The 22,868-nt window shown below is 65.8% G+C and carries 19 protein-coding genes; 2 read left to right on the top strand and 17 right to left on the bottom strand.

Annotated elements, in window-relative coordinates; genetic code table 11:
- Positions 1 to 35: 35 nt before the first annotated feature.
- Positions 36 to 1,022, top strand: a complete 987-nt coding sequence (locus QEP15_RS02490; protein ID WP_152383310.1) for an AraC family transcriptional regulator — start codon at positions 36 to 38, stop codon at positions 1,020 to 1,022.
- A 542-nt stretch (positions 1,023 to 1,564) separates the two neighbouring features.
- On the opposite strand, the gene QEP15_RS02485 is transcribed toward QEP15_RS02490, so the two are convergent.
- The 7 genes from QEP15_RS02485 to QEP15_RS02455 form a co-directional block, all read right to left on the bottom strand.
- Positions 1,565 to 1,972, bottom strand: coding sequence for a RidA family protein (locus QEP15_RS02485; protein WP_175236276.1), 408 nt, complete (start codon positions 1,970 to 1,972; stop codon positions 1,565 to 1,567).
- 49 nt (positions 1,973 to 2,021) lie between these two features.
- Positions 2,022 to 2,447 (bottom strand): acyl-CoA thioesterase, encoded by a 426-nt coding sequence (locus QEP15_RS02480; RefSeq protein WP_062841615.1) that lies wholly within the window; start codon positions 2,445 to 2,447, stop codon positions 2,022 to 2,024.
- Between the two features lie 27 nt (positions 2,448 to 2,474).
- Positions 2,475 to 4,115: an AMP-binding protein gene (locus tag QEP15_RS02475; protein ID WP_280148402.1), complete on the bottom strand. Its 1,641-nt coding sequence runs from the start codon at positions 4,113 to 4,115 to the stop codon at positions 2,475 to 2,477.
- Positions 4,116 to 4,179: 64 nt separating this feature from the next.
- The gene (locus tag QEP15_RS02470; protein ID WP_056327452.1) at positions 4,180 to 5,349 is read right to left on the bottom strand and encodes an acyl-CoA dehydrogenase family protein; all 1,170 of its coding nucleotides are present in this window, start codon (positions 5,347 to 5,349) and stop codon (positions 4,180 to 4,182) included.
- A gap of 2 nt (positions 5,350 to 5,351) precedes the next feature.
- On the bottom strand, positions 5,352 to 6,209 hold the full coding sequence (locus QEP15_RS02465) for an enoyl-CoA hydratase family protein (protein WP_062841618.1): 858 nt from the start codon (positions 6,207 to 6,209) through the stop codon (positions 5,352 to 5,354).
- 42 nt (positions 6,210 to 6,251) lie between these two features.
- Positions 6,252 to 7,043, bottom strand: coding sequence for an SDR family NAD(P)-dependent oxidoreductase (locus QEP15_RS02460; protein WP_062841619.1), 792 nt, complete (start codon positions 7,041 to 7,043; stop codon positions 6,252 to 6,254).
- A complete protein-coding gene (locus QEP15_RS02455; protein WP_152383306.1) occupies positions 7,040 to 9,391 on the bottom strand; it encodes a bifunctional salicylyl-CoA 5-hydroxylase/oxidoreductase in 2,352 nt (783 codons plus the stop codon). Before QEP15_RS02455 ends, QEP15_RS02460 begins: the two co-directional genes overlap by 4 nt.
- A gap of 449 nt (positions 9,392 to 9,840) precedes the next feature.
- Between QEP15_RS02455 and QEP15_RS02450 the strand changes: the two genes are divergently transcribed.
- Positions 9,841 to 10,815: an IS110 family RNA-guided transposase gene (locus QEP15_RS02450; RefSeq protein ID WP_142051405.1), complete on the top strand. Its 975-nt coding sequence runs from the start codon at positions 9,841 to 9,843 to the stop codon at positions 10,813 to 10,815.
- A gap of 409 nt (positions 10,816 to 11,224) precedes the next feature.
- Here the strand turns inward: QEP15_RS02450 and QEP15_RS02445 are convergent, their stop codons facing one another.
- The 10 genes from QEP15_RS02445 to QEP15_RS02400 form a co-directional block, all read right to left on the bottom strand.
- Positions 11,225 to 13,801: a sensor domain-containing protein gene (locus QEP15_RS02445; RefSeq protein ID WP_254607284.1), complete on the bottom strand. Its 2,577-nt coding sequence runs from the start codon at positions 13,799 to 13,801 to the stop codon at positions 11,225 to 11,227.
- A 39-nt stretch (positions 13,802 to 13,840) separates the two neighbouring features.
- Positions 13,841 to 14,638 carry a biofilm regulation diguanylate cyclase SiaD gene (gene siaD / locus QEP15_RS02440; protein ID WP_062840217.1) on the bottom strand — a complete coding sequence of 266 codons (798 nt, stop codon included), beginning with the start codon at positions 14,636 to 14,638 and terminating at the stop codon, positions 13,841 to 13,843.
- On the bottom strand, positions 14,635 to 15,012 hold the full coding sequence (gene siaC, locus QEP15_RS02435; protein WP_152383305.1) for a biofilm regulation phosphoprotein SiaC: 378 nt from the start codon (positions 15,010 to 15,012) through the stop codon (positions 14,635 to 14,637). Before siaC ends, siaD begins: the two co-directional genes overlap by 4 nt.
- Positions 15,013 to 15,048: 36 nt before the next feature.
- Complete coding sequence (gene siaB, locus QEP15_RS02430) at positions 15,049 to 15,588, bottom strand: biofilm regulation protein kinase SiaB (protein WP_056327466.1); 540 nt, start codon at positions 15,586 to 15,588, stop codon at positions 15,049 to 15,051.
- A 22-nt stretch (positions 15,589 to 15,610) separates the two neighbouring features.
- Positions 15,611 to 17,596, bottom strand: coding sequence for a biofilm regulation protein phosphatase SiaA (siaA, locus tag QEP15_RS02425; protein WP_280148401.1), 1,986 nt, complete (start codon positions 17,594 to 17,596; stop codon positions 15,611 to 15,613).
- A 322-nt stretch (positions 17,597 to 17,918) separates the two neighbouring features.
- Positions 17,919 to 18,623: an ABC transporter ATP-binding protein gene (locus tag QEP15_RS02420; protein WP_152383302.1), complete on the bottom strand. Its 705-nt coding sequence runs from the start codon at positions 18,621 to 18,623 to the stop codon at positions 17,919 to 17,921.
- On the bottom strand, positions 18,623 to 19,414 hold the full coding sequence (locus QEP15_RS02415; RefSeq protein ID WP_369818591.1) for an ABC transporter ATP-binding protein: 792 nt from the start codon (positions 19,412 to 19,414) through the stop codon (positions 18,623 to 18,625). The genes QEP15_RS02420 and QEP15_RS02415 overlap by 1 nt, the downstream gene beginning before the upstream one ends.
- Positions 19,411 to 20,373, bottom strand: coding sequence for a branched-chain amino acid ABC transporter permease (locus tag QEP15_RS02410; RefSeq protein WP_056327473.1), 963 nt, complete (start codon positions 20,371 to 20,373; stop codon positions 19,411 to 19,413). Before QEP15_RS02410 ends, QEP15_RS02415 begins: the two co-directional genes overlap by 4 nt.
- 2 nt (positions 20,374 to 20,375) lie before the next feature.
- Entirely contained in the window at positions 20,376 to 21,296 is a 921-nt protein-coding gene (locus tag QEP15_RS02405) for a branched-chain amino acid ABC transporter permease (protein WP_056327617.1), read from the bottom strand.
- A gap of 198 nt (positions 21,297 to 21,494) precedes the next feature.
- Entirely contained in the window at positions 21,495 to 22,661 is a 1,167-nt protein-coding gene (locus tag QEP15_RS02400; RefSeq protein ID WP_217619012.1) for an ABC transporter substrate-binding protein, read from the bottom strand.
- Between the last annotated feature and the right edge of the window lie 207 nt (positions 22,662 to 22,868).

Raw genomic sequence — 22,868 nt, 5'->3', positions numbered from 1 at the left:
CCAGATACGGGATCGGTCCCGTCCCGGAGGCTTCCATGCACGGCTGGTCCCGAATCGAGCTGGCGCCCTTGTTGCAACGGCGCGTCTTCAGCTCCACGCAACAGGATGAGACCCGCGCGCGCGTGTCCGAAGCCCTGAAGGACCACCGCCTCACCTGGAAAGGCGGACGCGTCGATGCGGAGCTGAACCGGGGCCGATTCGGCTCGCTGACCGTCTGTACGTTGCGCTACGGCGCCGAAGTCCACATCGAACCCGACCGCCTGCAGGACTTCATGCTGGTCCAGGTGCCGCTGCGCGGCCGCGCCCGCATCGAATGCGGCGACGAAGGCGTCAACGCCGACCCCGACTGCGCCGCCGTCATCGCCCCCAACCGCCGCCTGCGCCTGCACTGGGAGGCCGGCTGCGAACAACTGCTGCTCAAGATCCCAAGAGGCAAACTGGAAGCCATGGGCCAACGCGCCTTCGGCGACGCCGCCGCAGGCCCCCTGGACTTCACCCCCGCTCTGCGCCTGGACACCCCCATCGGCGCCGCCTGGCGCAGCATGATGACCAGCCTCATCCACCTGCTTCCCACCCTGGACGACGGCGCCCGCCGCCCACCCGCCGCGTGGCTGGAGCACCTGGAAGACACCCTGGTCCTGCACCTGCTCTACAACCAGCCCAACACCTGGCAAACCCACGCAGGCCAGCCCAACACCGTCCCGCGCCGCCTCAGCATCGCCGAGACCTACATGCGCGAACGCCTGGGCGCCCCCCTGACCCTGAACGCCATCGCCCGCCACGCCGGCGCCAGCGCCACCGCGCTCACGCGGCTGTTCCAGGAACACCGGAACACCACGCCGATGAATGCGCTGCGCGCCTTCCGGCTGGACGCGGCGAGAACACGGCTGAAGACCCAGCCGGACGCGAGCGTCACGGAGGTGGCGCTAAGCGTGGGGTTTGGGCACTTGGGCAGGTTTTCGGAGTATTACCGGGAGCGATTTGGAGAACTGCCGAGAGAAACGCGGCGCGCGGCGGGATGAGGTGGACCGCTGAAGCAACGCAAGCCGCGAGCGCGCAGCGCACCCGCCAGCCGCAAGACACCGCGTAAGCCCCACCAGGCCGCCCGCGCGGCCGCAGTGGGGCGGGCAACGCAAGATGCTTCATACCGAAGCCACCGCAGGCAATAACCTCAAGAACGCCGCCCTCCCCAGCGCCCGCCAAGCTGAATTCACCCGAGCCCGGCGTGGCGGCGGCCTGGGGTGCGCGGGGCGTGTAGATGCGCCCGAGGGAATCTGAAGGGAAGGCCGAAGGCCTGGACGAAGATGACGAAGGGGGAGTCCGGAGCGAAGGCTCCGGACCGCAATCGTAGCCCCGCGCGCCCCAGGCCGACGACGCGCCGGGCGTCTTAAGAACGGCACCGAGGCATCATGAAGGTGTCAGACACCGGCCCCAGCAAAACCCCGCCAAAAGACCAAATAAAACCGCAGCCAAAAGCACCAAAGGCCCGCCGCTCCAGCCCCCCGGTGCCGGCCGGGCAGCAAAAGCGGCGAACCTTCGGTACACCGTCAAGCCGATTAACGAGTTACTGCGCAGGCACCACCGCAGTCACTTCAATCTCGACCTTCGCGCGATCCTCCACCAGATCGGCAACCTCCACCGCCGTCATCGCCGGGAAATGCCGGCCGATCAACTCCCGGTAGTGCTTGCCGATGCCCGGATAAGCCGCCACGTATTCCTTCTTGTCGGTCACATACCACGTCATCCGCACGATATGTTCCGGCTTCGCCCCGCCCTCGGCCAGGATCTGCACGATGTTCAGCAGCGCCTGACGCACCTGGTCCGCGAAGTCATCGGACTCGAACTGCTGCTGCCCGTTCCAGCCCACCTGTCCGCCTACGAACACCAGCTTGCTGCCCACCTGCATCTCGGTCAGCACACCATTCGAATAGCCCCGGGGCGCCATCCAATCCGGCGGTTGCAGAATCTTCATAACGTCTCATCCTATTGATCAAATAAACAAACCACAGGGTGGCGCCCGCTTATGCCGCGGTTGCCAGATAATCCTGCATGCGTTCCCGCAGATCCGCGGGCAGCGGCATCGACTTCATCGTCCGCAGATCCACCGTCACGATCGTCAGCGTCGCCGACAACCGCAACTGCCCGTCAGGCCCTTCAAAACGCACCAGCGCCTTGAACGACGCCCCGCCGATACGTTGCACCGAAAGCGTCTGACGAAGCTTTTCGTGCCAGCGGCTTGGCGCGCTGAAATCGCACGTCACCGACGCCATCGGCGTGCCGATGTGCCGCTCCACGTGCAGCGCATGAAATGGCAGCCCCATTCCCTTGTCGAACCACTCCTCGACGAAATCATTGATCATCTCGAAATAGCGCGGATAGAACACGATGCCCGCCGGGTCGCAATGCCGGAAGCGGACTTCTACCTGACTCACGAAGGGTGCTGCCATGATGTTTCCTTGTTGCCGATTGCCTGCTTATGCCATCTTGCGCAGCGCAAAGCGCTGCAGCTTGCCGGTTTCCGTGCGCGGCAACGCATCCACGAACTCGATCGCGCGCGGGTACTTGTAGGGTGCAATGTTCGCCTTCACGAACGTCTGCATCGCCGTCACCAGTTCCGCGCTGGGCGCAAAGCCCGGCTTGAGCACCACGAACGCCTTCACCACCTGCCCGCGCTCGTCATCCATCGCGCCCACCACCCCGCATTCCGCCACCGCCTCATGGCGCAGCAGCGCGTCCTCGACTTCCGGGCCCGCGATGTTGTAGCCCGCCGACACGATCATGTCGTCGTTGCGCGCCTGATAGAACAGATAGCCGTCGTCGTCCTGCACGAACGTATCGCCCGGCAGATTCCAGCCGTTCTGCACAAAGCGGCGCTGGCGATCATCCGCCAGATAACGGCAGCCTGTCGGCCCCTTGATCGCCAGGCGGCCCACCGTGCCATTGGGCACCGGCTTCATCTCGTCGTCCACGATCTGCGCCACATAGCCCGGCACCACGCGGCCGATTGCGCCGCGGCGCACCGACTCCGGCGGGCTCGACACGAACACGTGGATCATCTCCGTGCCCCCGATGCCGTCGATCATCTCGATCCCCGTCGCATCCTTCCAGAGCTGGCGCGTCGCATCCGGCAGCGCCTCGCCCGCCGACACGCTCTTCTTCAGCGAAGACAGATCGAATTTTCCCACCAGCGCCGCCATCTGCCGGTAGAAGGTCGGCGCCGTGAACACGATCGTCGCGCGGAATTCCTGGATCAGTTCCAGAAGGCTTTCCGGCGACAGCTTTTCGGCCAGCACCGTGCTGGCGCCCACCCGCAGCGGAAAGCACAGCAGCCCGCCCAGGCCGAACGTGAACGCCAGCGGCGGCGTGCCGCAGAAAATGTCGTCCGGCCCCGGCTTGATCACATGCTTGGGGAACAGATCGCACATCGCCAGCACGTCGCGATGAAAATGCATGCAGCCCTTGGGCGCGCCCGTCGTGCCGCTGGTGAACGCAATCAGGCACACATCGTCCGCCGCCGTATCGCAGGCCTCGAACGCATCCGGTTTGCCGGCGGCCAGCGAATCCAGCGCATCGGCTGCCGTGTCATTGAAATACATGACCTGCGCCAGGCCCGGGCAATGGTTCTCGTGGTCCGGCTGCGCGCAGAACTGCGCCTCGTCCTTCAGGCGCACGTCGCACAGCACTGCCTGGATCTGCGCCTTCTCGATGATCTGCTTCAGTTCCTTGGAACGCAGCAGCGGCATCGTCGGCACCGTCACCAGGCCCGCCTTGATCGCGGCCAGCCACGACGCCGCCATCATCGGATTGTTCGGCCCGCGCAACAGCAGGCGATTGCCCGGCACCAGCTTCATGTCCTCGGTCAGCACATGCGCGATGCGGTTGGTCAGCGCCGCCAGTTCGCGATAGGTCATCGACGCCGGCTTGCCGTCCTGGCGCCAGCGCAAGGCCACGCGGTCGGCGTGGCCGCGCCCGACCATGGCGTCCACCAATTCCACCGCGCAATTGAAACGCTTCGGATAGGCCACGTCGGGGCCGTCCAGCAGGAACTCAGGCCATTGTTCGCCCGGGGGCAGGTTGTCCCGGGCGAAGGTGTCGATGTGGGCGGATACTTCCATGAAAATTCCCCTTGGCTAGTGCGATGCGGTTTACGTTGCAAAAGGCAGGCGCTCGATGGCCCCTTTACGCCTTCAGCAGTTCACGGGCGATGATCAACTTTTGAACTTCCGTGGCGCCTTCGTAGATACGCAGCGCTCTGATTTCCCTGTAAAGCTTCTCCACCGGCATCCCCGACACCACGCCCGCGCCGCCGAACATCTGCAAGGCCCGGTCGATCACGGTCTGCGCCGACTCGGTGGCCGTCATCTTGGCCATCGCGGCTTCGCGCGTGGTGCGCAGCTTCTGCACGTCGCGCATCCACGCGGCGCGGTACGTCAGCAGCGCCGAGGCATCGATGGCGGTCGCCATGTCGCCCAGCGCGGCTTGCGTCAGTTGCAGGTCGGCCAGCGTCTGGCCGAACATGCGGCGCGTCTTGGCGCGCGCCAATCCTTCATCCAGCGCCCGGCGCGCAAACCCCAGCGCCGCCGCCGCCACCGATGCGCGGAAGATATCCAGCGTCATCATGGCCAGCTTGAATCCCTGCCCCGCGTCGCCCAGCCGGTGCGTGGCCGGCACGCGGCAGTTGTCGAACGTGATCGTCGCCAGCGGGTGCGGCGCAATCAGGTCGATGCGCTCCGACACCTCGAACCCCGGCGTATCCGCATCCACCACGAACGCGCTGATGCCGCGCGCCCCCGGCGCTTCGCCCGTGCGCGCAAAAACGCAGTAGAAATCCGCAATGCCGCCGTTGGAGATCCACGTCTTGGCGCCGTTCAGCACGTAATGGTCGCCGTCCAGCTTGGCCTCGCACGCCAGCGCCGCCACGTCCGAGCCCGCGTCGGGTTCGGACAGCGCGAAGGCCGCAATCGCCTCGCCGCGCGCCACGCGCGGCAAATAATGCTGACGCAGCGCATCCGAACCCATCAGCGAAATCGCGCCGCTGCCCAGCCCCTGCATCGCAAACGCAAAGTCCGCCAGCCCTTCATGGCGGGCAAAGGTCTCGCGCAGGATGCACACCGCGCGCGAATCGACCTCGGGCAGCGCGCCGCCCCAGGCCCCGCCCGGGCCGCCCGCCACCGCATACCGCAGCCAGCCGGCCTGGCCCATGGCCTTGACCAGCTTCCGGCACGCTGCGTCCGCATCGTGATGGTCCACGTCGCCCAACGATTGCTCGCACCAGGCGTCGACCTCATGCGCCAGCTTGCGATGCGCGTCGTCGAAAAAGGGCCAGTCCAGCCAGCTTGCGTCGCGCATCGTCAATTCCCCTCGAAGACAGGCTTTTGCTTGGCCACGAAGGCCTCGTAGGCGCGATGGAAATCGCGCGTCTGCATGCAGATGGCCTGCGCCTCTGCTTCGGCCTCGATGGCTTCGTCCACGCCCATGTTCCATTCCTGATGCAGCAGCTTCTTGGTCACGCCGTGCGCGAAGGTCGGACCCGCGGCCAGCTGCGCGGCCAGCGTCTGCGCCGCTTCCAGCAGCTTGCCGGACTCGTGCAGCGCATTGAAAAAGCCCCAGCTTGCGCCCTCGTCCGCCGTCATCGCGCGGCCCGTGTAAAGGAGCTCGGAAGCGCGGCCCTGGCCGATCATGCGCGGCAGCAGCGTGCACGCGCCCATGTCGGCGCCCGCCAGACCCACACGGGTGAAGAGGAACGCGGTGCGCGCCGCCGGCGTGCCCAACCGCATGTCCGAGGCCAGCGCCACCATCGCGCCCGCGCCGGCGCACACGCCGTCCACCGCCGCCACGATCGGCTGCGGGCACGCCCGCATCGCCTTGACCAGATCACCCGTCATGCGCGTGAAGTCCAGGAGTTCCGGCATGCTCATCTTCGTGAGCGGGCCGATGATCTCGTGCACGTCGCCGCCCGAGCAGAAATTGCCGCCCGCGCCCGTCACCACCACCACCTTGACGTCGGTGGCATACACCAGAGACCGGAAGAAATCGCGCAGTTCCGCGTACGAATCGAACGTCAGCGGGTTCTTGCGCTCGGGACGGTTCAGCGTGATGGTGCCGACCTTGCCGTCGTCCGACACCTGCCACAGGAACGTCTTCGCCTGGTAACCGGCGATGGGACGCTTGTGATGCTTCATGGTGTGTTCTTCGGGCTGGGTGCTCATGGTGTCTCCGTTCGTGAATGCTGGATGGTTGGGGCGCCGGACTCAGCCGGTCATCACTTCGCCGCCGTCGACGGCGATCGCCTGGCCGTTGATGGAGGCGGAGGCCGGCAGGGCCAGCCACGCGACCGTTTCGGCCACTTCCTCGGGCTGCACCAGGCGGCCCTGCGGGTTGCGCTCGGCCAGCTTCAGGCGAGCGGCGTCCGGCGTCATGCCGGTCTTTTCAACGATGTTGGCGACCGCACCGCGCACGATGTCGGTCTCGGTGTAGCCGGGGCACACAGCATTGACCGTCACGCCCTTTTGCGCCGTTTCCAGCGCCAGCGACCGGGTCAGCCCGATCACACCGTGCTTGGCGGCGCAGTAGGCACTTACATACCCATAGCCGATCAGGCCTGCCGTGCTGGCCACGTTAATGACGCGGCCCCACTTTTCCTGCAGCATGCCCGGCAGCGCGGCCTGGATGCAGTGGAACGTGCCGGTCAGGTTGACAGCCAGCATCTGGTTCCACAGCGCCGCGTCCGTGCGGTCAAACCGCTGGCTGACCGCCTGGCCCGCGTTGTTCACCAGCACCAGCACCGGCCCGAACTCGGTCTCGGCCTGCGCGAAGGCCGCGCGCACCGACGCCTCGTCGGCGATGTCGGCGCTGACCGCCTGCACCTGACCCAGCCGGGCCAGTTCGTCGGTCGCGGCATCCAGCGCGCCGCCGTCGCGGCCCAGCAGCGTGACGCGCGCGCCGCGCTGCAGCAGCGACCGTGCGCTGGCCAGGCCGATACCGCGCGCGCCGCCCGTCACCAGGGCGTGACGCCCGGCAAGCGGTAACGGTTGTGCGTTCATTTGATGTCCAGTTGCGCCATGGCGGCGGCGCGTTCGAAGTTGGTTTCCAGCTGGCGCTTGCCCGCGAAATACTGGCTTGGCCACGCCACATCAACATAGCCCACCCGCGCCGCTTCGCGCAGCGTCCAGGAGGCGTCAGCCAAATGGGGACGTGCCAGCGCGCACAGGTCCGCGCGGCCCGAGGCGATGATGCCGTTGGCGTGGTCGGCCTCGAAGATGGCGCCCACGGCAATCGTGGGGATGCCCGCTTCGTTGCGGACGCGGTCGGCAAACGGCGTCTGGAACATGCGGCCGTACACCGGCTTTTCTTCCTTGCTGACCTGACCGGACGAGCAATCTATCATGTCGGCGCCCGCCGCCTTGAAGTGACGCGCGATCTCGACCGCGTCGTCCGCGGTAATGCCGCCTTCCACCCAGTCGCTGGCCGAGATCCGCACCGACATCGGCTTATCTTCCGGCCACACCGCGCGCACCGCATGGAAAACCTCCAGCGGGAAGCGCAGGCGGTTTTCCAGGCTGCCGCCGTATTCGTCTTCGCGCTGGTTCGTCAGCGGCGAAATGAAGCTGGACAACAGGTAACCGTGCGCGCAGTGCAGCTCCAGCCAGTCGAACCCGGCCGCCGCCGCGCGGCGCGCGGCCGCCACGAAGTTGTCGCGCACCTGATCCATGTCCTCGCGCGTCATGGCGCGCGGCGTCTGCGACACGCCTTCGATGTACGGCAGCGCCGACGCCGAGACCAGCGGCCAGTTGCCTTCGGCCAGCGGATGATCGATCTTCTGCCAGCCCAGCTGCGTCGACCCCTTGCGGCCCGCGTGACCCAGCTGCATGCCGATACGCGCATCGCTGTTGCTGTGCACGAAATTCACGATGCGGGCAAACGCCTGCTGCTGCTCGTCGTTCCACAGGCCCGGGCACCCCGGGGTGATGCGGCCGTCCGGCGACACGCAGGTCATCTCCACCATCACCAGCCCCGCCCCGCCCATGGCGCGCGCGCCCAGGTGAACCAGGTGGAAATCGCCCGGCACCCCGTCCGTGCACGAGTACATGGCCATCGGCGACACCAGGATCCGGTTCTTCAGCCGCACGCCGCGCACCTGATACGGCGTCAACATCGGAATGGCCGGACGCCGGCCCTCGGGCGTGGCGGCGCCGGCGCGTTCGGCGATCCAGCGTTCAAATCCTTCCAGCCAGGCCGGGTCGCGCAGACGCAGGTTCTCGTGCGAGATGCGCTGCGAACGGGTCAGCAGCGAATAGGCGAATTGCTCCGGTTCCAGTTCGGCGTAACGCTCGACGTTTTCAAACCATTCAGTGGAATTGCGCGCCGCGTTCTGGATCTTCAACACCTCGACGCTGCGCACTTCCTCGTAGTGATGCAGGCCCGCCTCCACGCTGCCTTCCGCGCCGCTCAGGCAGCGCGCCAGCTCAATCGCGTCTTCCAGCGCCAGCTTGGTGCCCGAGCCGATGGAAAAATGCGCGGTGTGCGCCGCATCGCCCATCAGCACAACCGGCACCCGGCGCGTGCCGCGCGCGGTTTCCAGATCGTTCCAATGGACCCACGTATTGCAGATGACCCGCGGGAAGCGGATCCAGATCGCCGAGCCGCGCAGGTGCGAGGCGTTGCTGATGAGCTTGTTGCCATCCAGCCAGGGCGCGAACAACTTTTCGCAATACGCAATGCCCTCTTCCTGGCTCATCTGCTCGATGCCGGCGGCTTGCCAGGTTTCCTCGGGCGTTTCCACGATGAACGTGGACATGCCATCTTCGTAGCGGTAAGCGTGCGCCTGGAACCAGCCGTGCTCGGTCTGCACGAAGGCAAAGGTGAACGCGTCGAACACCTTTTTCGTGCCCAGCCACACGAAGCGGCAGCGGCGCTGATCGATATCGGGATGGAACGTGTCCGCGTAGCGGGTGCGGATCTGACTGTTGATGCCGTCCGAGGCAATGACGAGGTCGGCATCGTACTCGCGGGCGATGGCCTGATCATCCTGAACGAAGTTCTCGAACACAAGCTTGACGCCAACATCCTCGCAACGCGCCTGCAGGATGTTCAGAAGCTTCTTGCGGCCAATGCCGATGAAGCCGTGACCGCTGGTGCGGATGCTGCGTCCCTTGAAATGGATGTCGATGTCATCCCAATGGTTGAATGCATCGCCAATGGTTTGCGCCGAGACCGGGTCGGCCTCACGCAGGTTCTGCATGGTGGCGTCGGAGAACACCACGCCCCAGCCAAAAGTGTCATACGGACGGTTGCGTTCGATGACGGTGACTTCGTTGGCGGGATTCTGCAGTTTCATGAGCAGACCGAAATACAGGCCGGCGGGACCGCCGCCGATGCAGACTATCTTCATTGCCGTATACGCTCCAAGTACGCGACAGTCGCTCTTGGTGCCGGAGCGGAAGCCGCAGATATTTAGGTCTGGATAGTTTAGGCTTGAAATATATATCGGAAGTGGTGGGTGTGCAAATGAGGGAAAGTATTTAGGGATGCTGGATGGGGAGGGAAATGGGGACGGCTGGAGGGGGTGTGGCGATGGGGAGTTGAGCTGGGTTTGACGTTGGCTCTGGTTTGACGGTAGGCCTTGTATCTTGGCCACTGTAGTGATTAGCTATCGCTACAAGCGGACCGATGAGCGTGTTCAGACACCTAGAGCCTGGACTTTGTGGTTCAGATTACGCCTCGGTTCCGCACCTCTGAGCCGGCTGGACACTGGACGGTAGCCTAGGGCATTGGACCCTGTATGTACAAGGCAAGTGGGCGCAGCGGGCTTCTTTGGTATTGGCAAGGGAGCTTAGGTTTATGTTTTTTCTCGGAATTGACGTTTCTAAGGCGAAGCTGGATTGCGCGCTGCTTGGCAGCGATGCCAACAAACGCAAGACCAAGGTCGTACCCAACTCGATAGCGGGCGTGCAGACGCTGCTGCAGTGGTGCGCCAAGCAGGGAGCCGAGCCGGCGCAGTTGCATGCCGTGCTCGAGCCCACAGGGCAATATCACGAGCAGGCCGCCACGGCCCTGCATGACGCTTCAGTCAGTGTCTCGTTGGTCAACCCTGCCCAGGTGCGCGACTTCGCCGGGGCGCTGGCGGTGCGCTCCAAAACCGATGGGATCGATAGCTACGTGCTGGCCCGCTACGGTCAGGCGCTCAAGCCTGGGCTGTGGCGCCCCGCGCCGCTGCATGCCCGTCAACTACGGGCCTTGTTGGCTCGGCGCGACGCGCTGGCCAAGGATCTGCAGCGCGAACTCAATCGCCAGGAGAAGACGCAGTTCAGTGATCCACCCGTGCTGGTCGAGGGATCCATCGCCAAAACGATCGCGTTCCTGCGCGAAGAGATCAAACGCCTGGATCATGCGATCAATGACCACATCGACCGCCACCCGGACCTGAAGGAGGATCGGGAACTGCTGACCAGCATCCCCGGCATCGGGGATCGAGCGGGGAACTCGATCCTGTCGATCATGCATAACCGGCCCATCGAGTCAGCCGAGGGCTTGGCCTCCTACTTGGGGGTGGTGCCGGTGCAACGCCAGTCCGGCACCAGTCTGAACAGCCGGCCGCGGCTATCTAAAACGGGTCCCAGCACAGTACGTGCCACCCTCTACATGGCCGCTATCGTCAGCAAGCGCTTCAACCCACACGTTGGTGCGCTTTACGCGCGACTCTTAGCAGCTGGAAAGAGCAAAATGGCCGCGCTAGGCGCGGCCATGAGAAAGCTGGTACATCTATGCTTCGGCGTGCTTAAAACTCGGACACCGTATCGGCCCGACTACGCCTGAGCGCTTGACGGTCAAGACGGTATCTGGTGAGACGCGCACACCTACGCGCGAAGCGTCATCATCCAAACGCACGACACTGTGTAAGTCTCCGGAGGCCGCCCGCGCGGCCGAACGGAGACGGGCACCGCAAGATGCTTCTAGCCCGGCAAAGACGGCAACAGAATGCCAAGCACACCGACCGCCCCGCCGCCCATCAGATTTCTATTGCCAGAGTCCGGTGCGGTGGCGGCCCGGGGTGCGCGGGGCGTCGATAAGCCCGAGGGAATCTGAAGGGAGCCGAAGGCGGACGAAGATGACGACGGGGCAGTCCGGAGCGAAGGCTCCGGACCGCAATCGTGGCCCCGCGCGCCCCGGGTCGCCGCCGTGCCGGACGCCTCAAGAACTCAACCCGACAACCAAAGCAAACTGATCACCCCCGAGCCCGCAACCACTCCTCAAGATCCCCCGCAGGCAACGGCGGTGAAAACAGAAACCCCTGCCCCGCCGCACACCCCTGCTCGATCAGGAAGCGCCGCTGTTCCTCGTTTTCAACGCCCTCGGCCACCACCGGCAGGCTCAGGCTCTCCCCGATCCGGATCACCGCGCTGGTCAGCGCCCGCGCTGCATCGTCGCTCTCCAGACCCTGAACGAAACTGCGGTCCAGCTTCAGTTCGTCGACGATCAGCCGGCGCAAGTGGCCCAAGCTGGAATACCCCGTCCCGAAGTCGTCCATCGAAAGCCGCACGCCCAGGCGATGCAGTTCGGCGATCGTGCGCAGCGTGCCTGCCGTCGCGTCCAGCACCACGCCTTCCGTGATCTCCAGCATCAGATCCGCCGGCGCCAGCCCGAATTCGGCCAACGTCGCCGCGATCATGCGCGGCAGGTTCAGGTTGTGGAAATTGGTTGCCGACAGGTTCACCGACACCGACGGCACGCGCAGGCCGTTGTGGCGCCAGATCGACAGTTGTGAGCAGGCTTCTCGGAGCGCCCAGTCGCCCAGGTCACCGATCAGCCCGCACTCCTCGGCCAGCGGCACAAAGCGTGCCGGAGAGATGTCGCCCAGCGTCGGGTGACGCCAGCGGGCCAGCGCCTCCACCCCGTACAGGCTGCCGTTCTTCAAGCCCACCTGCGGCTGGTAATGCAAGCGCAATGCCTTGGCTTCCAGCGCGTCTCGCAACGCCGCCTCCAGCGCCAGCCTTTCCTGCGCCTGGCGGTTCATTTCCGCGCTGAAGAATGAAATGCGGTTGCGGCCCGCCGTCTTGGCCTGGTACATCGCCATGTCCGCATGGCGCAGCAGCGTATCCATGTCGCGGCCGTTTTCCGGGAACACGCTGATGCCGATGCTCACCGACGGGTTCAGCGTGATGCCGCCCACCGAGAACGGCTGCGCCAGCGCCACCAGGATGTGCTCCGCGGCGGCGGTCAGGCGGCCGTGTTCGAACTCCGGCATCAGCATCACGAACTCGTCGCCCGACAGCCGGCCCACGATGTCCGTCGCGCGCGCCAGGCGGCGCAGGCGCTGCGCCACGTCGCGCAGCAGCGCGTCGCCGATCGGATGGCCCAGCGTATCGTTCACCTGCTTGAAGCGGTCCAGGTCCAAGAACAGCACCGCCACCCGCTTGCGTTCCGGTTCGGCGCGCGCGATCGCCTGTTCGGCCTGGGCCAGCAGCAGATTGCGGTTCGGCAGGCCCGTCAGCTCGTCGTAGAACGCCAGTTGGCGGATGCGCGCGCGGGCTTCCTCGCGTTCCAGCGCCAGCGCGCACAGGTACACGCACACGTCCACCAGACGATGATGGAAATCGTCCGGCAGGCGGCGTTCGCGGAAATAGAAGCCGAACGTGCCAATCACCCGGCCGTCACTCGACTTGATCGGCGACGACCAGCAGGCCTTGTATTCCTCGGGCAGCGGCAGATGGCGGTAATCGTCCCACAGCGGGTCCGTTGCGATGTCCGGCACGATGACCGGCCGGCCCAGAAACGCCGCCGTGCCGCAGGCGCCCACCTGGGGACCTATCGGCACGCCTTCCAGCGCGTCCGAATAGCCCTGCGGCAGGCTCGGCGCGGCCAGCGGGCGCAACAGGCCCGCATCGTCCACCCGCAACACCGAGGCCGCCACTTCCGGCGCCAGGCGCTCGACCTCGCGGCACACCATGTTCATGACCTCGACCACCGAGGCCTCGTTCACCATCGCCTGCAGCACCCGACGCTGTAGCACCTCGTGCACCTTCGTCGGCGTGATGTCCGTCAGCACGTCCACGATGTTGACCAGCGTCCCGCGCTCGTCGAACACCGAATTGGCCATCACCGACACCCACAACGGCTTGCCGCCGCGGTCATACACCAGCACGTCCTTGTGATAGCCCTCGCGGCAGGCGATGCGGCGATGCAGTTCCTCGCGCGTGCCGCCGTCGGCACGGCCGCCGGACAGCAGTTCGCCCAGGTCCTGGTTGACCGCGTCGCCGCGCGAGAAGCCCAGCATGCGCTGAAAGCCGTCGTTCACGTAGACGATGCGCCCATCACAGCCCGACACCGCCACCGCATTGCCGGTCTCGTTGATGCCCAGCATCAGGAGGCGGATTTCCTCCTGGCGTTCGGCGTCCGCGATCGACTTGCGCGAAATGACCGACACGCGGCCGACCTCCCCCGCTTCGTTCAGCTGCGGCAGGTAGGTCGCTTCGATCCACAGCGACGCGCCTGCCTTGGTGCGATAGCGGCAGGTGCCCGAAAAGTGCTGACCGCGGCGCAGCCGGGCCCACACCTGCTCACCGCTGCCGGTGCCCTTGCCTTCGTCCATGCTGTCGCACAGCACGTCGTGGCGCAGCGTCAGGGCCTCTTCGCGGGTGTAACCCACCGCGGCCAGGAAATTGGGATTGCCGTTCAACAAGGAGCCGCTGGCGTCGAAATCGAACAGCAGCAAAGCGCGGTCCATCGACGTCAGATAAGTGCCCACATGCCAAGCGGCGCCTTGGGGGTTCGTCTCCGAACCGCCAAGATGAGAATCAAGCATAAGGGGCTCCAACCCGGATAACAGCTGTTCCGGTTTCATTCAGCGCCTCGGAAAACCAAGGGCGACGCGATCGCGTCCGTCCTGCTTGGCCAGATACAACGCCTGATCCGCCCGGCTGAGCGTCTCTGAGAACGTTTCGCCCAACTGGTGATGCGCCATGCCGATACTGACCGTCAGCCGCAGGACTTCGTCCCCGGCCGGCATCGCCATCGCCCGCACGTCGCTCACCAGGCGGTCCATGACCACCTGCGCGGCTTCCGGCTGCGTCTGCGGCAGCAGCACGAGGAATTCTTCCCCGCCCCAGCGGCCGCAGAGATCGTATTCGCGCAGGCTTTCGCCCAGCACGGCGGCCAGCTCCACCAGGGCGCGGTCGCCGGTTTCGTGGCCGAAACGGTCGTTCACGGCCTTGAAGTGATCCACGTCCAGCATCGCCACGACGAAGCTGTCGCCCGTGCGCGCGGCGCGCTGGACTTCCTGCTTGATCGTCTCCATCAGCGCGCGGCGGTTCAAGAGGCCGGTCAGGGGATCGCGGCTGGACGTTTCCTCGAGCGCGCGGTTCAGGTCGCGCATCATGTTCTGGTAGTGATCCGAGATCCGCGCAATGCGGGTCAACCGGCGCAACTGCCGATCGAACTGGTCGCACAGGCCCAGTTCACGTTCGTGCGCCATGCTTTGGTAGGCGTCCGAAAGCTGGGTCACGCGCTGGATGCGCGTCATCTGTTCCTCGGTGTGCCGCCAAAGCGCTTCCAGCGCGTCGCGCAGCGGATGGCCGGCATGGGCCGGATCCGCCAGCAGAGCGGCGATGCGCTTGTCCAGTTCGGCGGCGCCCGGCTTCATTGGCGGCCGACCACCGAGAACGGGAACGTGCAGTCTTCCTTGAACTCTTCGGCCAGTTCGCCCACGCGCTCGTTGCGCATGTCGTAGAACCAGGTCACGCCGACCTCGCGGCCCTTGCGGTGCGCGGCCTCGAGCACATCGAAGATGTCCATCACGGACTTGATGCTGCTGGTGTTCAGGTACAGCAGTTCCAGCTCAAGCTTGAGCGGCGTGTCGCGGTCCTGCAGGTACGTCTCGACCCACTCAATGACCGGGCCGAACAGTTCGAAGGAATTCTCGGGATAGGAGTCGCCGCGCATCGCCAGCACGCCGGCGGCAGCGTCGGCGGCGATGGCGGGCGTGGACTGGGTCCCGGGAATGTTCAGGTCTTTCATCAAATACTCCGAAAATAATCCTTTGAACGCGCGTTCTCAGACCACCACGCTCAGGCTGAAGAAGGCCTTGCCCGGCTGTGCGGCGGGGGTCAGACTGGCTTCCAGCGGAGCGCCGGCGCGGCGCGCGATGTCGATGAGGCCCAGGCCTGCGCCCGACGCCACGCCCTGCGTGCGCGGCTTGTGCAGTTGTGCCTTGTATTCGGCCTTCAGGGCCGCCTTGTCCAGCGCGGCCAGTTCCTGGATGCGGGCGACCAGGCTGTGGCCGTCCTCTGCGTTGACCAGATTGCCCGCCGACACCACGTAGCGGCTTTCGTCGCGGCGGCCGATGACCACCGTGGCCGAGGCGTCCGCGTCGCCGTTCTGCGCGGCGTACTGGCGGATGTTCTGGATCATTTCGATGTAGACCGAGAACACATCCATCGCTTCGGCGGGGCGGACGTGCTCGGCGTTCAGGTAGTTCTTCAGCGCATTGCCGATTTCCTCGATCAGGCTGCGCGAGATCGGCCCGTTAAAGCACAGCAGCGTGCGGTTCTGGTCGAAGCGCGCGCCCAACGCGTATAGATCGGAGGCATTCATGAGGGTACCGCCTTGATAACGATTATTCGAAACGGAAAGACAGCAAGGTAATGTCGTCGCGCTGGGGCCGGCCACCTTGGTATTCGGCAAGCGCCTGGCTGAAAGCCGCCGCCTGTTCGGTTAACGGCCTGCGGGCGTGCGTCTTGAGCATTTCTGCGAACCGCGTGTTGCCAAAGCCGAAACCATGCTCGCCGCCCGCCTGGTCCAGGAACCCGTCGGTAGCCAGGTAGTACGTCAAGCCCGGCTCCATCTGCAGCACGATGTTCTCGTAAACCCCCATACGCTTGTCACCCAGTGCGCGCCGGGCGCCGGGCACTTCGCGCAGGGTTTCACCATCGCTTGCGTACAGGCTGATCTTGGCGCCTGCGTACAGCAACCTGCCGGATTGCCGGTCAATATATACCAGCCCCGCATCGGTGTTGGTGGCCAGGGCCCGCGGCAATTGCGCGTCGGCCAGCATCGCCCGGATGGCGTTGTCGGTGCGCGTCAGAATGCCGGCGGGATCGCCCGGGCCGACTTCGGTGATCGCCAGATCGATGGCGGCGCGCGCCAGCATCGTCATCAGCGCGCCGGGCACGCCGTGGCCCGCGCAGTCCATGATGCCCAGCAGGCAGTTGGCGCCGTCCGAGCGGAACACGTAGAAATCGCCGCCGACCACGTCGCGCGGCTTCCACAGCACGAAATGGTGCGCGCCGAGCGACTGGGTCAGCTGGCGGTCCGGCAGGATCGCGCGCTGGATCAGGCTGGCGTAATCGATCGAGTCGCCGATCTTCTTGTGCGCCGCGGCCATGGCGCGGTTGGCGTCTTCCAGTTCCGAGGTGCGTTCGCGCACCTTGGTTTCCAGTTCGGCCGTGTGCTTGCGCACCTTGTCGGCCATCACGCCGAAGGCCCGGCTCAGGTCGCCGATCTCGTCCTGGCCGCCCGGCGGCAGGCGCACGTCGTAGCTGCCGTCGGCGATTGCCCGGGCGGACTGCTGCAGGCGGCGCAAGGGGCGCAGCATCAGGCGTTCGATGGCATAGCCAAAGCACAGCAGCATCGCCGCAAACAGCACCACCAGGCCGATCGCGGCCGGCCACAGCCAGCCCGTGTCCAGCACCCGGGCGGCGCCCAGGTCGACCACGGTCAGCACGTGCCAGTGCAGCTCCGGCATGTACGCCACCGACACCAGCTGGCGCACGCCGTCCATCTTGACCCAGGCCGATTGCACCGACTGCGGGTCCGCCTGGGCCGCGTGCATGGCGGACAGCAGCTCGGCGCGGCCCTCGCCGTCGTCCAGCAGGCTGAAAACCATGCCTTCGCCGCTGGCCCCGCCCGCGCCCGAGTTGTAGGCGATCAGCGCGGGGTTCATGTGCGCCTGGATCGCGCCTTCCTCGTCCACGATGATGGGCGTGACGCCCGGCTGGCCGCTGTTCACGAATTCCTTCAGGAACCCGCCCACATCCAGCCCGGCGCCCGTCAGGCCCATGACCTTCTCGCCGTCGCGGATCTGCACGTTGATCCAGACCTTGGTCGTCTGCAGCTTCAGGTCCGGATTGACGTTGATGTTGTAGCGGGCGGAAGACTTGATCGTGGCGTAGAACCAGCCGTCGTCGGCCGCGCTGGGGCTGAGCGTGTAGCGCGGCGTCTCGGACAGCGGCTTGTCGTCGTTGAAGTAGTAATTGCCCGAGGCGGCGCTGGCGATGAAATAGGCGCCGCCCAGCAGGTCGCGGCGGTAGCCGTCGGCCTCGCGGAAGAACAGCTCGCGCGCGGCGGGATCGTTTTCATTGCGAAGCCAGCGGCGCGTGACCTCGCTGTCGGCCAGGCGCTGCGACAGCGCGAGTTCGCGCGACACCGGGGCCAGGATCCGCTGGCGATTCAATTGCGTGAAATTGTCGGCAAAGGCGCGGCCGAAGTGCTCGCGCACGCCGTCCAGCACCTGCCAGCCGATCAGCGCGGCCGGCGCTAACGCGACCAGACACGCCAACAGCAGCGCCATTAGTGATTTCCTGCGCAATCCCCATTTCGCCATGCGAAGTCTTCCTGACAGCCTGATGCGATGTCACGCGCGAAAACGGGGGATGCAGGTCGGGTGCTTAGGCCGTACGAGGCGCCCTGCCATGCTGATGCCCCGCCTTTTGAGCCATGAGCCTGAACGCCGGCGCCCCATGCGGGCGATCCGGCGCGGCTAGTGTAGATGGCGGTGGGGTTTATTGATACAGGTGCAAACGTCTGGATGCGTTCGAGACACCCTAAGTTTCACGCGAGCAATATATATCTTGATTTATTGCGTTTTATATCAGTGGTTGTTACCACTCGCCGTCCCGATTTGCAGCTTTATTGCGACACGCCGGCTACACGCCGAGGTAGCGTTCCCAGAGGCTGCGGTCCGAATCCAGGGCTTGGGAATCGCCCGTCCAGACCACTTTGCCGCGTTCCAGGATGACATGCCGGTCGGCAAGGCTAAGTAACCTTTCGACATACTTGTCGATCACCAGAATGGTCTGCCCGGCTTGCCGCAGGCGCGCCAGGCAGTTCCAGATTTCTTCCCGGATCTTTGGCGCCAGCCCCTCGGTGGCTTCGTCCAGGATCAGGAGCCGCGGGTTCGTGACCAGTGCGCGGCCGATGGCCAGCATCTGCTGCTCGCCGCCCGACAGCTGGTTGCCCATGTTGCGGGCACGCTCGGCCAGCCGGGGAAACAGTTCGAACACGCGATCGGGCGTCCAGGGCTCGCCGATGTCCGGGTTGCGGCCCGCGACGAATGCCGTCAGATGCTCGCGCACGGTCAGGTTGGGAAAGCACTGGCGGCCTTCCGGGACAATTGCCACGCCGGCCCGCGCGATGCGGTCCGGACTCCAGCCGCTGATGTCCTGCCCCGCGAAATGGATCTTGCCGCCGCGCAGCGGCAGCTGCCCGAACAGGGTGCGCAGCAGCGTGGTCTTGCCCATGCCGTTGCGGCCCAGCAGGGTCACGACCTGACCCGCGCCGATTTCCAGGTCCACGCCGAACAGCACCTGGCTGGCGCCGTAGCCGCTCTTTACCGATTCGATGGCCAGCATCACACGGTCTCCTCGTCGCCCAGGTAGGCCTGGCGCACTTCCGGGTTGGCGCGGATCTCGTCCGGCGTGCCCGAGGCGATGACCCGGCCGTAGACCAGCACGGACAGGCGGTCGGCAAGACGGAAGACCGCCTGCATGTCATGTTCAACCAGCAGCATCGCGGCGCGTCCCCGCATGGATTCGATCAGTTCGGTCAGCCGGACGGTCTCGTCCGGCCCCATGCCCGCCATGGGCTCGTCCAGCAGCAGCACCTTGGGCCGGGCGGCCAGCGCCAGCGCAAATTCCACCTTGCGCTGTTCGCCGTGCGGCAGCGTGCCCGCGGCGCGGCCAAGCAGGCTGGCGTCGATGGCGCACTCGCGCGCCAGTTCCCGCGCCTGTTCATACAGCGCCGACTCCGCGGCGCGCGGCTTCCAGAAGCGGAAGCTGCTGCCCGCGTGGGCCTGCACGGCCAGCACCAGGTTATCCAGCACGCTGGACTGCTTGAAGATGTTGGTGATCTGGTAGGACCGCGACAGCCCCGCCGCCACGCGCTGGTGCGCGTTCATCGCGGTGACGTCGCGGCCGTCCACCTCCAGCGTGCCGGCATCGGCGGACAGCGTGCCCGACAGCAAGTGGATCAGCGTGGACTTGCCGGCGCCGTTGGGGCCGATCAGGGCGTGGATCTCGCCCGGCTCCAGCGACAGCGACACGTTGTCGGTGGCCACCAGGGCGCCAAAGCGGCGGACCAGTCCGCGCGCCTGCAAGGCGTGCGTGCCGGTCGCGCGGGTCGTGGGATTCATCGGAGTGCTCATGAGCCCACCTTGCCGGATTGCGGGGCAGCGCGCCCGCTGAACAGCGGCCCGAACAGGCCGACCAGGCCGCGCGGCGCACCAAACACCACGCAGAGCAGCAGCACGCCCAGGGGCAGGTGCCAGTATTCGGTCCACAGACGCAGCACTTCTTCCAGCGTCAGCATCACGACCGCGCCGGCCACGCCGCCGTAGCGCAGGCCGATGCCGCCCACCAGGACCATGATCAGCAGGTTGGCCGATTGGGTCCAGTGCATGAGGCTGGGCGAAATGAACAGGTTGTGGTTGGCGAGCAGCGCGCCCGCCAGCCCGGCGGCCGCGCCGCTCAGCGTGAAGGCCACGAGCTTGATGCGGTAGACGGGGTAACCCATGGATTCCATGCGCGATTCGTTCTCGCGGATGCCCTGCAGCGCCATGCCGAAGCGCGAGGCGACCACGCGGCCGAAGGCCCACATCAGCAGCGCGAACAGCACCAGCACCAGGTAATAGAAACTGACGTCGTGGGCGAGATCGATGCCCGGCAAGGTGGAATAGCCCGGCAGGTTCAACCCGTCTTCACCGCCGTACTGGCGCAGCGAGATGAAGATATAGAACAGCATCTGCGCGAACGCGAGCGTGATCATGATGAAGTACACGCCGCGCGTGCGCAGCGAGATCGCGCCCGTGATGCAGGCCAGCACGCCCGCCAGCAGCATCGCCACCGGCCAGGACACCAGCGCGGACGTGACGCCCGACATCGCCAGGATGCCCACCGCGTAGGCGCCCGCGCCAAAGAACGCCGCGTGGCCCAGCGCCACCATCCCGCCGTACCCCAGGATGAGGTTCAGGCTGGTTGCCGCCAACGCGTAGATCAGCACGCGCCGCACGAACGAAATGTAGAAGTCCAGGCCCAGCATGGGCGCCACCAGCGGAAACACCGCCAGCGCAGCCAGAAGGACCACGGTCCAGATCTTGGTTTTCATGGTCAGCCCCGCGCCGGAAAGAGGCCAGAGGGCCGGAACACCAGCACTGCCGCCATCAATACATAAATGGCGATGGCCGCGAGCGTCGGACCGACACTGGAGGCCACGGCCGGAGAAAACACCTGGCGCAACAGCATCGGCAGAAACGCCCGGCCGGCGGTGTCGACCATGCCGACCAGCAGCGCGCCCACGAAGGCGCCCCGGATCGAGCCAATGCCGCCGATGACGATGCACACCAGCACCAGGATCAGGATCTCTTCACCCATGCCCACCTGCACCGAGGTGATCGGGCCCAGCAGCGCGCCGGCCACCGCGGCCAGCATGGCGCCCAGCACAAACACGCCCAGGAACAGCAGCGGCACGCGCACGCCCATCAGGGTGGCCATCTGGCGGTTGGAGGCGCCGGCCCGGACCAGCACGCCGGCGCGGGTCCGCGTCACGAACCAGTACAGCCCGGCAGCCGCCGCCACGCCGAAGACGATGATCATCAGGCGGTAGGCGGGGTACAGCAGGTCAGGCAAGAGGCGCACGGGACCGGACAGCATCGCGGGCATGTTCAGCATGACCGGCGCCGGGCCCCAGATCATCTTGACCAGGTCATTGGCGATGAGGATGACGGCGTAGGTGCCCAGCACCTGCGCAAGGTGGTCGCGCAGCGCCAGGCGGCGGATGAGCGACAGTTCCAGCACGATGCCGACGATGCCCGTGGCGACCGCCGCCACGAGAACCGCGGCGGTGAACGAGCCGGTGCGTTGCATGGTTTCGGCGGCGACATAGGCGCCAGCCATGTAGAGCGAGCCGTGAGCCAGATTCATGATGTCCATGATCCCGAACACCAGGGTCAGCCCGGCCGCAATCAGAAACAACATCAACCCAAACTGCAGACCGTTCAGCAATTGCTCGACGATCAGCGTAAACGTCATGAAAACTTCCCCCTTGCCGCGCGCCGCCGAAGGGCCTCGCGATCAATTCATCAAAGCTATCCCACCTGCATCCCGCAACGAATATCGCAGCGCTTGAATCATGACTCGACCGCCCCCAAGCGGGGTCGCGCGGAGCCGGCTTTGCCGGTCCGCTGCGACGCCCCCTGGGGGGGAAGCGCGCAGCGCTTCGGGGGGGGGTCACATCTTTTTGCAGTCGCCGACGTAGACGTCCTGGTACTTGTCGAACACCTTGCCCACCAGCTTGTTGGTGATGCGGCCGCTGCCGTCCTTGTCGACGACGCGCAGGTAGTACGCCTGGATCGGGTAGTGGTTCTTGCCGTAGGTGAAGCTGCCGCGCACCGAGGGGTAGTCGGCCTTTTCCAGCGCCTTCACGATGGCTTCCCGGTCGGTGGCCTTGCCGCCGGCCTGCTTGACGGCGGCGTCCATGGCCATGATGACGTCATACGCCTGGGCGGCGTAGACCGAGGGGTAGCGGCCGTTGTATTCCTTGCGGAAGGCGTCGACGAAGGCCTTGTTCTGCGGCACGTCCAGGTCATGCGCCCATTGCGCCGTGTTGTACATGCCCAGCATGGGGTCGCCCACCGCCTGGATCACGTCCTCGTCGGCCGAAAAGCCGGGGCCGATCAGCTTGACGTTCTGGGACAGGCCGGCCGAGACGAACTGCTTGACGAAGTTGATGCCCATGCCGCCCGGCAGAAAGATGTAGACGGCGTCCGGCTTGGCGGCGCGGATCTGCGCGATCTCGGCGGCGTAGTCGATCTGGCCGAGCTTGGTGTAGACCTCGTCGCCCGGAGCGGTCTTGTAGCCGCGCTTGAAGCCGGTCAGCGCATCCTTGCCGGCCGGGTAGTCCGGGGCCATGATGAACATCTTCTTGAAGCCGCGGTCCGCCGCGACCTTGCCGGCCGCCTCGTGGAACGCGTCGTTCTGGTACGACGTGCCGAACCAGTAGTTGTTGCACTGCGCGCCGGCGAACTGGCTGGGGCCGGGGTTGTTGGACAGGTAGGGGATCTTGGCGGCGAACAGCGCGGGGCCGACGGCCAGCGCCACGTTCGAGCCGATGGGACCAGTGAAGAAGTCGACCTTTTCGCGCTGGATGTAGCGCGTGACGAGCTGGCGGGCCTGGTCCGGATTGCCGCCCATGTCGGTTTGCAGGAATTCCGCGGGCTGTCCGCCCAACTTGCCGCCCAGTTGCTTGATGGCCAGATTGAAGCCATCGCGGGCCTCGGCGCCCAGCGCCGAGAACGGGCCCGAGATGTCGTTGGCAATGCCGACCTTGACGGTGTCGGCGTAGGCCATGGCGGGGACCAGGGCGGCGGCAGCCAGGAAGGAAGTGATCAAACGCATGGTGGTGTGCTCCGTGCGCGAGCCCGCGCAGAGGGTGTTCTTTTTGAAGGTGCGATGCGAAAGACTTCTGTGCCCGGCCCGCCGGCGCGATGGTCGCCGCCGTCAGGCCGTGCCGGCAGGCGGTATGCCTGCCACGCCGCAATCCCCTCAAGCAGCACAGGGAAAACTGGCGTGGTTCATAGTTTAGGTTTAAAGTATTCGGCAAAA

The sequence above is a fragment of the Achromobacter mucicolens genome (genome assembly GCF_029866465.1).
Classification (GTDB): domain Bacteria; phylum Pseudomonadota; class Gammaproteobacteria; order Burkholderiales; family Burkholderiaceae_B; genus Achromobacter; species Achromobacter mucicolens.
The sequence above is the reverse complement of the archived record's forward strand: the minus strand, read 5'-3'. Positions and strand labels throughout refer to the sequence as shown.